Below are 12,237 nucleotides of genomic sequence, written 5' to 3' on the forward strand. Positions count from 1 at the left end.
TTCCCTCTTTCGGCATGGCGCATCTAAACGCCGCCACCCGTAAATTACAAGCGCCATCCCCAAATTGGTCCATCGTCGGGAGAGGCAATTTACGGTCGCGCGGGAAATCAAATATCGTGATAGAACTCACTGGTCGCAATATTGACTTGTTTGACAGAAAACTTGCGAAGACGTTATCGACCGAAATCAATCCAGCCTGCCTAAGAACCTGGTCTGTATAACTACTTTCAGAGTTTTGCCAGTTCCCCCCGCTGTGCCAATCGCTTCCTCCTGTCAGGATCACAGTTCCAACCAGAATAACACTGGAGCACCGGCAGGATCAAAACGCCGATGGGCGGCGCGACTGTCAAAGCGCGAAAAAACAACGGCCAGATCACACTTGTGAATGCAAAGCGCCGGCAGAATTATGTGACAATAACATCTTTGCGAGCCTCAGTATGAGGTGCAACCGGCCGAATTGTCGCAAAGTCCTACCCGCACATGTCGGAGAGTCCAGGATCAAAAAAGGGATCTCCCGATCGACAGCATGGCACCATCGATCAGGAGATCCCACGCCATGGCAATGGGGACCATGGCGGGCGTAACGGTCACAAGATGAAATGATCGTCGATGAGCTTCAGAGCCCCGTTGAGTTGCAGCACGAAGTCCGCCTTCGCATCGCCGTCCGTGTCGCCATAGACATAGGTGCTCGATCCTGAACGTTCATAGCGCAGTTCGCCGGCGGCCTTGTGGAAATCGTCGGTCCCGATGAAGGTGAACGCCTGGTTTCCACGCCGGTTCTCGTTCGCATCGATCGCAGACAAATGCAGATGGTCCCCCTTGGCGCTCTCAAAATCGGCAATCAGGTCGGCAGCCGCCTTTGATGTTCCGATCTCGGAAGCCGATGCGAAGACGAATGTATCCTTGCCCGCTCCGCCATAGAGTTCATCGCGCCCTGCGCCACCGGTCAGGGTGTCGTCGCCATTGCCGCCATAGAGACGGTCGTTGCCACCCAACCCGAACAGTTTGTCGTTGCCGCCAAGACCGCTGATCTTCTCGCCATAGGCGCCGCCTGTGAGACGGTCTGCCTTGCTGGTGCCGAGGATATCTTCGGTCACGGCCTCAAACGTGACTGTGAGGGCTGCATTGCGCGATTCCAGCCCATCGGTGGCCGTGTAGGTAATCTTGACCTTGGCGGACTGGTCGCCGTCGATATCGGCGCCCGTATATTTCACGGTCAGGCTGCCATCGCTGTTGAGCTTCACCGTTCCGTTGGCCGATGTCACGGTTGCCGCAGAGAGCGAAAGCGACAGATCATCATAGGCCGTGTCATTGGCAAGGACGCTTACCTTGACAGATGCGCCCTCCTTGCCGGTTGCCTTGTCCGCAACGAGTTTCGGCGCCGTATGCTCGGTCACTGTGTCGCCATCGGCGAAATCGATTCCGGCATCGGCAAAGGCCGTCACCTGTGCCGATGTCAAAAGCACGGCATTGGTGGAAATATCGATACGATCTATTCCGGCTGCCCCCAAAGCGGCGATCTCGGCAACGGTAAGGGCTTTCACCTGGTTCGCCGTCATCCCGGCTTCGATGATGTCGACACCGGCATTCCGCAAGCTGGCCGCCGTTGCCGTATCAAGTGCGTCCGCCTCGCTCTTGCTCAGCGATACCGTGATCAGGTCATCGGCAACGAAACCGATACCCGCATTGATGTAGGTTTCGATCTGTGCAAGCGAAAATGTCAGCGCATTGTCGGACAAATTGATCTGATCCACGCCCAGCGCCGAAAGGCCCGAGAGGTCGAGCAGGTCGGGATCCGCAAACGTGGAACCCGCACCGGTGACGATGACCGTATCCTTGCTTTCAAACGACATCTCGTAAGAAGCGAACGTCTGGGCTTTCAAGAGACTGATGCTGATCGTGCCATCGGTGACGTCGATCAGAGTTACACCCTTGCCGGAGAGGGTCTCGATGTTTGTTGTCGTCAGATTTGAAATCACAGCTGCCGTGTCGGACAGCCGAACCAGATCGATGCCAAGGGCAGCGGCGTCCGTCAGGTCGTTGCTGGACAGAGCCATCAGGTTGGCCGCGGTATCGGAAAGACGGGCATCGTACTCGCTTGCAAACAACAATCCGGCCGCTTCAACAGTGGCGGCAGTCGCAGCAGACACATCGAGTGCCGTATCCTCTGTCGTCAGAAGAGTCGCGCCAAAGCTCACCACATTGGAAAGAGCATCAGCATCGATTGTTGCAAGCGAACTGCTATCGACCACCAGACGTACCGTATCGCTGGTATCGAAGCGCGCACTGATCTCCTGCAGGGCAAGCAGCTGGGCATGGGTCAGGTCAGCCAGATCATCGCTCGCATCGAGAGCACGGATCCCGAAATCGGCCAGATGTTCGATCTGGCTGTCCGTGAGGGCGGCGAGATTGGCGCCGGTGTCGGCAAGGGTCACATCTTCAATGCCGGCATCGATTTCAATTCCATATTCGAGGTAAGCAAGGAACTGGCTGACGTCGATCGATATCGCACCACTTGCAAACACCCTGTCGATATTGAAATCCGCCAAAGTGGCGATATCGTCGCTATCAAGCGATTGCGCTTCAGAGGCCGTCATCGACACGGTGACGCTGTTGTCTGCCGCAAAAACAATGTTCTCAGCGATGAAGGCTTCCGCCTGCTCCAGGCTGAGCCAGAGCGGCGTTGTGTCTGGATCGTCCGTCAGATCGATCCTGGTCACGCCATGGCCGCCGAGGGCAGCGATTTCCGTCAAGGTGAGGACCGAAACATTGATCTGATTGTCGGCGATCGTCAGCGTATCGGAACTGTCGAAGGAGAAGCCCTGGCCAGTGATGAGATCGAGCTGTTCTAGTGTGAGCGCAAGTTCATCGCCCGCGACATCGAAGATCGTCGCACCCATGGATGCCAGATCGGAGAGATCGCTGGCCGACAGGGACAGTAGGTCCGATGTCCCGATCGTGATCGTGACGACATCCTCGGAAGCAAAGGCAAGCCCCGCCGTGGCATAGGCGCTCGCCTGCTCGAGCGTGAGAGAGACAACGTCATCGGACGCATTGACTGCGGTAACGCCCAGATTGGTCAGGTCTGCGATTCTTGTAACCCCGATCGCAGCAATCGCGGAGCCGCTGTCTGCGAGCGTGACTGAAGACGCGCCATCGATCGTCAGTCCGGACACGTTCAAGAGGCTGACGGTTAGTTCCTTCGAAAGTGAGACCGCTCCGCCATCGGAGACCGTAATCGTCGAAATGCCGACGGCGTCAAGATCCGAGACATCTGCTGTCGTAAGGGCGGATATGGCAGATGCTGTGCCGCTCAAAAGCGCAAGATCCGAATCGTGCTGGAACACGCGCGTGTAGTATTTGCCGCTGTCAGAATCGTACCATGTTACGGAGAAGCCGCCATCCGGTAGCGCAATGATCTTTTGGTAAGACTGTGTTCCGCTCTCGCCGGCATTGATTTCGATCTCAGTGCCGATCTTGTTGCCATCGGCATCAAATACCTGGGCATTGATCTCGATGCCATCGTCGCTCCCGCTGATGTTTTCCGACCAGACGACGACATAACCGCCGCCCTTGAGGGCAACGGTCTGCGGATCGTACTGGCTGCCAACAGTGGTCGTGTTGACGACACTGGTATCGGCTACCGTATTGCCATCGGCATCGATGATCTTCGAAAAAACACCCTCATGCTGCCCGTTCGTCGAGTTTGGATTGTCGACCGCAAGCCAGGTCCAGGTGACGACGAAATTCCCATTGTCGAGTGCAGTGATCTGCGCATCCATCTGACCATAGGCGCTTGTACTGATCACAATCTCGCCGTTGACCTTATTGCCCTGATCATCAAAGATCTGGGCAACGATGCTTGAGCTACTAAGATCTCGCCAGACAATGGCAAAGTTGCCCTCTGATGTATCGGAGACCGCCATCAGATACTGGTTGCCGGTGGTCGTCTCGCTGATGACGAACAGATCATTGACCTTTTCCCCCGACGCATCGAGAATTTGGCCGATCAATCCGTAGCCCGAGCCATCTGTGTTGTCGGCATCGATCCATGTCACCAGGATACTACCGTCTGCGAGTTCGACAATCTGAGTTGCGGCCAACCCCTCGGTGAATGAACCCAAGCCCAAGCCCGAGATGTTGGCAGATGTCAGGGATTGCGCACTGCCGACCGGATTTCCATCCGCGTCGAAACGTTCAACGATCAGTTCCTGTCCGTTTGCGCGTGAAAACTGCTGGTAGGTTAGCACATATCCGCCGTCGGAAAGGCCAACGACGCTTGGGCCATCCTGCGCGTAGGCGGCATCATCAATCGTTTCAACCGAGACCTGAACGCCGGCTGCAGTGTAACGGCTCAAGGAAACTGACGTATAGTTGTTGGTCCAGCAGACGATATAGCCTCCATCCGCCAGGGCTGTGATCGAAGCCTGCTGGATCGAGTCTCCCGTTGCGACTGCGACCGTTCCTGTTGCATTGCCGGCAGCGTCAAATGCATAGACATAAATGCCTTCGCCATTTCGCTGCATGACCACCCAGGACCCATCGGACAATACGACAGGTGTCATGCCATTGGCCGTCGAGGCAGATCCGCTACCGACCTCGATATCCGCCGCGGTCGTCGCACTCAGCGTGGCATAACGGGTGGAAGCCACCATGCCGGCATCGGCCAGCGCGTTGATCTGCGCCAGAGAAAGGGTCAGACCGCGATCGGAAGCCAGCATTTCGCTGGCGCCAAGTATTGAAAGCGCTTCGATTTCGGACGCACTCAAAGCCTCGACCGTATCGGCTGTATCAAGAATTGAAACAGCATCATCGGCAGCAAAGCTCACGCCCTCCGCGGCCAAGGCCTGCGCCTCAGCGACCGTGAGGTAGGCATAGTCATCCGACAGATCGATTGTCGTGGAGGAGGTGGAAGACAGGAGAGCCTGAATTTCGGCGTAAGTGGTCACAAACCGCTCCTTCGCAACGCGTGAGATCACCAGCCGGCGCCAGCAATCCGATGTTTCGAAGGAGACTAAATATACGACCTCACGGCTGGTGCGTGAGATTTCAATGCGCAATCCGTCTCATTTCATGCGCAAGATGTCTCTCCAGTCGTCACCTATAAGGACGCCGACACCGCCCTGTCGGCAATTTCGATCCAGGACCGCAGGATGGAGCCCTGCGGTGAACCGGCTGCAGGAATGGATTGCATGGCGCCCCTCTCCAGCGTCTCGCCCGGGGTTATGCCATATTTTGCCTTGAATGCCCGGATGAAGCTCGAAACGCTTCCGAATCCACTCGAAAAACCGATTGCCGAAATGTTGGGTCGGTCCGTCGAGGTCAAGCGACGAAATGCAAAGCGCAGGCGGCGCTCGCGAATGTAATTGGCAACGCCGTCGGTCTCGGAGAAGAGACGATAAAGTGCGGCGCGGGAAATGTTGAAGCGATGGGCCAGCATGTCCGGTCCGAGATCCGCATCTCCGAGATTCAGATCGATGAACTGGCAGATCTGCAGATAGCGCGAGGCGCTGGCATAAGAATCATTGCCGCGTGAGCCGCCGCTGGAAAGAAATCCCGCAAGCAGCCCAGCCGTTGCGGTCGTCACGCCCACGGTTTCCTGTTCGGCAATCTCGTGGCGCGCCGCCCATACCATCTTGATATGATTGAGGATCAGGCGCGCAGCAGCACTTTCGGCCGGCAGATAGTGGTCATGCAGCCGATCAAGCTCAACCTCTTGCAGACCAAAGGCTGCCCGCGGCACGACAAAGCTGAAATTTCCGCAATGCTCGGCATGGGTCCGCATGGTCCGGGTGAGATCGGCGATGAAAACATCGCCTGGCCGCGACCGGATCTCCACGCCGTTGACCAGACGGGTGTCGCTGCCTTGCGTGATGATCTGGACGAAGATCAGATCGAGGCCGCTTGCCGCGATCAGCCGGGAATCCCGTTCATAATGGAAGCTGCCACCCGTCATCAGCACCTTGCTCAGCACCAGCGGGCCAAGTTGCGTGCCAGCAAGATTTACCTTGTACTGACGATTCTCGTCGCGCTGCTCGAGTTCGCCACGAAAAATCGACCCGCAAGCATCGAAAAAATGTGCGATCTGGTCAGCGCCGTCTTCACCACGCACCTTGATTTCGAGATCGGGGTTCGAAAGCGGTTTGCCGTTGGTATCCATTAAGTACGATGACAGTTGTTACTGGTCCCCAAAACTAGAGGAAAACCCACAACTTGTCTTGCGGAAATTCCGTGACTTGTGACGCAATCGTCGAGCCTGCGTCGGACTGATGTCATCTGGCTTCGCCCGTTTGATTCTGCTGCCGGCAAGGCGCCGAGGCGCCAACCAAATTCGATCACGCCGAACTTTGGCATCAGAATAGAAAACATTATCTTATCTATATGAATTTTATAACTTATTTGTGACGAAGCCTAAAGCGCGGCCACGCTTTTCCCAACTCCTGCGCAGAAGAATGCAGTTTTTTCGGATTTTAGGCTTGCAATTATCGGCGCAACGAATTAGTGACCTGCCTCGCGGCCGACGATATCGGATCCGCCGAAAGCACCCGTAGCTCAGCTGGATAGAGCACCAGACTACGAATCTGGGGGTCAGGAGTTCGAATCTCTTCGGGTGCGCCATTTTCTCTTTCATTTCAGAGTGTTGACAAGACATTTGCCAAGGACGGCGGTCTTGAGATCGCGTTTCTTGCGATCCGCTGACCCTTTGGAGAGTTACAGAACAGACCTCCCCGTTCTTCTCGCCAGCCACCTTTATTCGGCTTCGCAACGAAGCGGCACCGGCCGGGCAAAATCCATTTCTCACTCCGAAAAGACTCGCCGTAAGACTCCATAAACCAATTAAAAGTTTTGCCGGCGGCATTTACACGTTTTTCGACAAATTCGATTAGATTGTGCTCGACATATTGGGGACCATAATGAGCACTGCGTTCAAAATCGATACTTACAGCCACCCGACCCAATCCGCACTGAGTGGAAAGCTGGCCATCGCCCAGGCGCAAATCGAGCGATCGTTTCTGGAGGGCGGCAATGTTCTCATCGCCGTCATGGACTCGGTGACGGGGTTGACTGAAATCCTCGATCAGGTGGTCAATCTTCTGAATCCAGAGGCGACAAGACGCGTTTTCGACGGCATGCGCAAGGTCGTCGATGATCTCGCAGATCTGCCTGACGCGGCAAGCCGCAAGCAGGAAGCGCTGACACGCATCGCGGGCCTTTGCACGAACGTTTACAAGCGTGTCGAGGATATGCAGGAGATTATCCGCTATCTGCGCACCATCGCCATGACGGTGAAGATCACCGGTGCCGGTATCCCGGAATTCTCCGGATTTGCCGATGAAATCCGCGAGCGCATCCAGTCGGTCGGTACAGAGATCGATCATTTCGGCAGTCAGCTGAACGCCATGCGCACGCGCCTGGCATCGGCCAATACGAGTTCGGAAAGCGTCATCCGTGATTTTGCATCGGCCATTCCGGAACTGGTCGCCAGCATGGACCGCAGTTCGCTTGCGCTTGCCGAACAGCAGAAACGCATGGCGGCCTCTGCCCAGCAACTGCAACAGATTACCGGCTCGATCCAGCTGAAGATCGCCTCCGTGCTCTCCGCCTTGCAGATCGGCGATGTCACCCGTCAGCGGATCGAACATATCATGTCGATGTTCGCAGCACTTTCGGAGTTCCGGGCTTCCGATGGGACCAAGACGATGGCGGCTAGCGATCTAGCCTCCATCGAGGCGGCGATATCGGGCCTCGCTCGCGCGCAACTCGAGGAAAGCGCCAGCGATTTCAATGAAAAATGCGCGAGCATTTCAGCCAATATAGCGAGCTTCACCGCCGATGCCAGCCAGGTCCTGATGCTACGCGATGAGCTTGCGGGGCATGGGCAACCCTCCGATGCCCGGATCTTCGACACAATGAAATCGGACCTCGAGCGGGCGACTTCCCTTTCGGTCAAGGTGGCGGAGCGCACAGGCGATCTCGATCGCGTCGTTACCAGCGTCGGAGACTCAACCCAGTCTCTGATTGCCGGCATCGCCAACATTCGCAAGATCAAGCTCGACATCTTCTATATGGCGCTCAATTCCAACCTGGCCTGCACCCGTCTGGGTGACGCCGGACGTTCGGTCAATGTTGCCAGTGGCGAGCTGCGCGTCTTTGCCGACAAGCTCGAAGTCCCGGCCGAAGGTATCGTTCTGCAGATGCAGGAAATCGAAACGGCGCGCGATCTTCTGAACATCGACAACAACCGAAGGGTTGAAAGGATCGACGAACCCCTGGCCGAAGCCCACAAGGCGATCGAGACAGTGGCCGAGCAAATGTCGAGTGGACTTGCCCTGCTTGCCGAAAAGGGCGGGTCGGTGTTCGAATCGATCGAAAAGGCGATCCGCACGCTGGATTTCCGAAGCGATCTCGGTGACGTGATCGATGACTGCCTGCGGATTGCTGCGGAAGAAGATCAGGGTGTGACCGCACCAATTGCTGCGGGATGCGATGTGATCAACGCGTTTTCGGCCCGAATCTACAAGACTTATACGATGGCGCAGGAGCGCGTCATTCACCAGAAATTCCTGCCAGTCGTCGAAAGCGCGGCGGCAACCGCTGCAAGTGGGACTTCGGCAGATGACGATGATGATCTGATGTCGGCTCTGTTTTAATGCCTGTACGCCGGGGGCTTCCGCCCCCGGACGTCATGCGCAGAGCCATCAAGCAGCGCGGAAGCGATTGGCGAGATGGCTGCTTCTCTTTTCGACCAGGCTCATGACCTCATCGGCAAAGGCCGCGGAATTGGCAATCGCCTTGTCGAGGTTTGAGACTTTTTCGGGATCCATCAGATGAAGATAGGTCTTGAAATCGAACATATCGCGAAATGCGGCGCGTTCGATCAGCGGCGTATCGAGAACGCGCACCGAACGCTGTGCGAGGAGCCCTTTGACCACCAGCATGGCGCGGGTCGTGATCATCGAATTGACGCGTGACAGCACCACCGAATGCGGAATGGAAATATTGGCGCGTTCATTGAGATAGGCGAGGATTTCGAGCACCTGGGCTCCGCCCTGGGCATCCATGGAACTGCCTTGAATGGGAATCAGGATGTGGTTCGACAGTCCGATCGCCGTCGCCAAAAGCGGGGATTGCGATCCAGGCAGATCGATCAGCACATAATCATACTGCGGCGCATGATGCTCGACCGTCCGCTGAAGCGAATTCGCATTGATATAGGTGGCGAGCGTGACACGGTCATGCGGCGAACTCGCGCCCTCGAACCAACGGCTGATCCAGCGCTGGGGATCGGTGTCCACCACACAAACACGGTTTCCACGACGGAGGAGTTCCGTTGCGAGCAGCAGCAAAGCCGTGGTCTTGCCGGCACCGCCCTTGGTGTTCGCGAAGGATATGACGGTCATTCGGGGTCCTCGACAGCCGTTTGAGGCCACTCATGGCCCGGTACCGCACCCCGCATGGTGCCCTCCCATAGTCCCGAAATATGGTTAAGAAACCGTCAAATTCTATCTACGGCGGTCGGCCGAAAGAATTTCGCGCGCGATATGATCCAGCGACACGACCTTGTCGACACCACCATGGGCGATTGCTTCCTTCGGCATGCCGAAGACAACCGAACTCGCTTCATCCTGGGCAATGGTATAGGCACCGGCGGCATGCATCTCAGCCATCCCGCGCGCACCGTCGTCGCCCATGCCGGTCATGATCACGCCCATGGCATTGGCACCAGCGGACCGGGCTGCCGAGCGGAACAGCACATCGACGGAAGGCCTGTGGCGCGACACGAGCGGACCTGTGCGAACCGAGACATGGTAGCGTGCCCCCTGCCGTTCGAGCAGCATGTGCCGATCTCCCGGGGCGATGAGCACATGACCCCTGAGGACAGGATCGCCGTCCTCCGCTTCCTTGATCTCGACCTCACAGAGCGAATTGAGACGCTTGGCGAAGGCGGCCGTGAATTTCTCCGGCATGTGCTGGACGATAACCATGCCGGGCGCGTTGGCGGGAAGCTGTTCCAGCATAACGCGGAGCGCTTCCGTTCCCCCGGTTGATGCCCCGACACAGGCCACCATTTCGGTGGTCTTGGCCATCGCGCGACCGGACGGCGGCGGCAGCACCGCATCCGCGGTGAGTTTCGTGCTTGCGCTCGAACTTGCGGTCGCACGCCGGACAGCACCCAGCCGCGCGGCGGCAGCACCCTTGACCGCCTCCCGGATCCGCACCCCGGAATCCGCAAGATAGTCCGCCGCCCCGATCTTCGGTTTCAGGATCACGTCCACCGCACCGGCCTCGAGTGCCTGCAGCAGCGTCTCGGACCCCTGCTCCGTCAGCGAGGAACACATGACCACCGGAATGGGGCGTTGCGACATGATCTTGCGCAGGAAGGTGATCCCGTCCATGCGCGGCATTTCGACATCCAGGGTTATGACATCTGGAAGCTGCTCCTGGATCTTCTTGGCGGCCATGAAAGGATCGGACGCCACACCCATGACTTCAATCTCGGGATCGTCTTCCAGAACCTTTGTCAGCGCCTGCCGGACGCTGGCAGAATCGTCAATGATGAGAACGCGGATTTTGCCAGCCATCTTTACCTTCAGATTTTGCGAAACACCGTATTGGCCACCTGCTTGACCGGGAGAGGAACCCCCGTCACGCTTTCCGAATGACCGACGAAGAGATAGCCGCCGGGCAACAGGCAGTTGCAAAGACGGGTCAGGACTTTCGCCTGCGTTTCCTTGTCGAAATAGATCAGGACATTGCGACAGAAGATCATGTGCATGGCTTCCCCGACCGGATAGCTTTCATCCATGAGATTGAGCCGCGCAAATCCGACCCTTGCTCTCAGTTTCGGAGCGATGCGGATGTCATGGCGTGTCCTGTCGCGCGCCTCCATCACGTATTTCTGCCGCATCCGTGCCGGAACGGGTGCCACCATATCGCGATGATAGATGCCACGACGCGCCGTCTGCAGAACTTCGGTCGAGAGATCCGTCGCATAGATACGGTAGTCCAGCTCGCGGCGTGATGCGAGAAACTCCTCCATGACCATGGCGATCGTATAGGGTTCGGCTCCTGTCGAGCAGGCCGAACTCCAGATACGCAGCCTCGTATGGCCATTGGACAGGAGTTCGGGAAGAGCCAGCCGTTCCACATATTCGAAATGCTTCGGCTCGCGGAAAAAGTCCGTCTTGTTTGTGGTGACGGCATCGATCAGATAGGTCGATTCCGTCGCCAATCCATTACGCTTGAACAGATACTCGCAATACTCGTTGAGCGAACCAATTCCGGTGGCGCGCAGTCTGCGGCGCAGACGCCCTTCCAGCATCGTAATCTTCGTGATCGGCATCTTTATGCCGCTGTAATCATAGATATATCGAGATAAAGTCTGAAAATTCTTATCGCTCAGCCGTTCGTCTATCGGCTGTAACTTGGGTACTGCTGCCACGGTCTGCTACTCCAACCAATTACGCGACTTGTGGAACGGGGCGGCCCAGGCCGCCGAGAACATCACCGGAATCCGAGAAAAGACGGGCGAGATCGACAATCACGACGAAGCTGCCATTGCGACGCACAACACCAGCGATGTAGTCCGACCGCCAGCTGACACCGATATCCGGCGCGCCTTCGATTTCATCCTTGCGGAAAGGCGTGACTTCATAGACGCGATCGGCAACCAGCCCAAGGGTAAGCTGTTTTTCACCGATGCAGATGTCGAGCACCAGAATGCGCGTATGCGGGGTCTTCTCCGTCTTGGTCATGCCCAGCCTGAGCCTGAGATCGACCACCGGGACGCCCTGGCCGCGGACATCGCGGAGACCAAGGAGATAGTCCGGACCATGAGGAATCTTGAACGCTTCCTCATGGTCAAGGATTTCACGAACCACCCCGACCGGGACAGCGAAAATTTCGCTGCCCAGGCTGAAGGTGACGAATTGCGATTCTGATTGCGGTGCAGCCATGATCAAGCACTTTCCCTGAAATCGTCGTCATCGGAATCTGGTCCGCCCATGGACATGTCGAGGGCGAAGCCACGCGCACGCGCCTGCTGGGCGCCAACACTGTTGTCCGGCTTGCGGATCGGGGCCGATCCTGCCTTCTGTGCCGGACGAACCGGAGCTGCAGCAGAACGACGGACCTGATGATCGGCCGGCTTCGTTCTGGCATTGTCGACCTTGAAGAAGGCGATGGACGCCTGCAGCTCTTCTGCCTGGGCGGCGAGCTCTTCGGAGGTGGCCGACA

Annotated in this window: 7 protein-coding genes, 1 tRNA gene and 1 pseudogene; 2 read left to right on the forward strand and 7 right to left on the reverse strand. The window is 57.2% G+C overall.

Annotated elements, in window-relative coordinates; translation table 11 throughout:
• Positions 1-587: 587 nt before the first annotated feature.
• Positions 588-4,949: an Ig-like domain-containing protein gene (locus tag Q4481_RS16965; RefSeq protein WP_304377586.1), complete on the reverse strand. Its 4,362-nt coding sequence runs from the start codon at positions 4,947-4,949 to the stop codon at positions 588-590.
• A 152-nt stretch (positions 4,950-5,101) separates the two neighbouring features.
• Positions 5,102-6,160: a helix-turn-helix domain-containing protein gene (locus Q4481_RS16970; RefSeq protein WP_304377587.1), complete on the reverse strand. Its 1,059-nt coding sequence runs from the start codon at positions 6,158-6,160 to the stop codon at positions 5,102-5,104.
• 381 nt (positions 6,161-6,541) lie between these two features.
• Here Q4481_RS16970 and Q4481_RS16975 point away from each other — a divergent pair.
• Positions 6,542-6,618, forward strand: a tRNA-Arg gene (locus Q4481_RS16975).
• Between the two features lie 296 nt (positions 6,619-6,914).
• Positions 6,915-8,651: a type III PLP-dependent enzyme domain-containing protein gene (locus Q4481_RS16980; RefSeq protein ID WP_304377588.1), complete on the forward strand. Its 1,737-nt coding sequence runs from the start codon at positions 6,915-6,917 to the stop codon at positions 8,649-8,651.
• A 48-nt stretch (positions 8,652-8,699) separates the two neighbouring features.
• Here Q4481_RS16980 and Q4481_RS16985 read toward each other — a convergent pair whose 3' ends face one another.
• The 5 genes and pseudogenes from Q4481_RS16985 to Q4481_RS17005 form a co-directional block, all read right to left on the reverse strand.
• The gene (locus tag Q4481_RS16985; protein ID WP_304377589.1) at positions 8,700-9,401 is read right to left on the reverse strand and encodes a ParA family protein; all 702 of its coding nucleotides are present in this window, start codon (positions 9,399-9,401) and stop codon (positions 8,700-8,702) included.
• A gap of 102 nt (positions 9,402-9,503) precedes the next feature.
• Positions 9,504-10,583, reverse strand: coding sequence for a protein-glutamate methylesterase/protein-glutamine glutaminase (locus Q4481_RS16990; RefSeq protein ID WP_304377590.1), 1,080 nt, complete (start codon positions 10,581-10,583; stop codon positions 9,504-9,506).
• 8 nt (positions 10,584-10,591) lie between these two features.
• A complete protein-coding gene (locus tag Q4481_RS16995; RefSeq protein WP_304377591.1) occupies positions 10,592-11,443 on the reverse strand; it encodes a CheR family methyltransferase in 852 nt (283 codons plus the stop codon).
• A gap of 19 nt (positions 11,444-11,462) precedes the next feature.
• Complete coding sequence (locus Q4481_RS17000; protein WP_304377592.1) at positions 11,463-11,957, reverse strand: chemotaxis protein CheW; 495 nt, start codon at positions 11,955-11,957, stop codon at positions 11,463-11,465.
• A gap of 2 nt (positions 11,958-11,959) precedes the next feature.
• Positions 11,960-12,237, reverse strand: a pseudogene (locus tag Q4481_RS17005) (methyl-accepting chemotaxis protein); the annotation flags it as partial.

Source organism: Fluviirhizobium alvei, from assembly GCF_030551875.1.
Taxonomy (GTDB): Bacteria; Pseudomonadota; Alphaproteobacteria; order Rhizobiales; family Rhizobiaceae; genus Rhizobium_E; species Rhizobium_E alvei.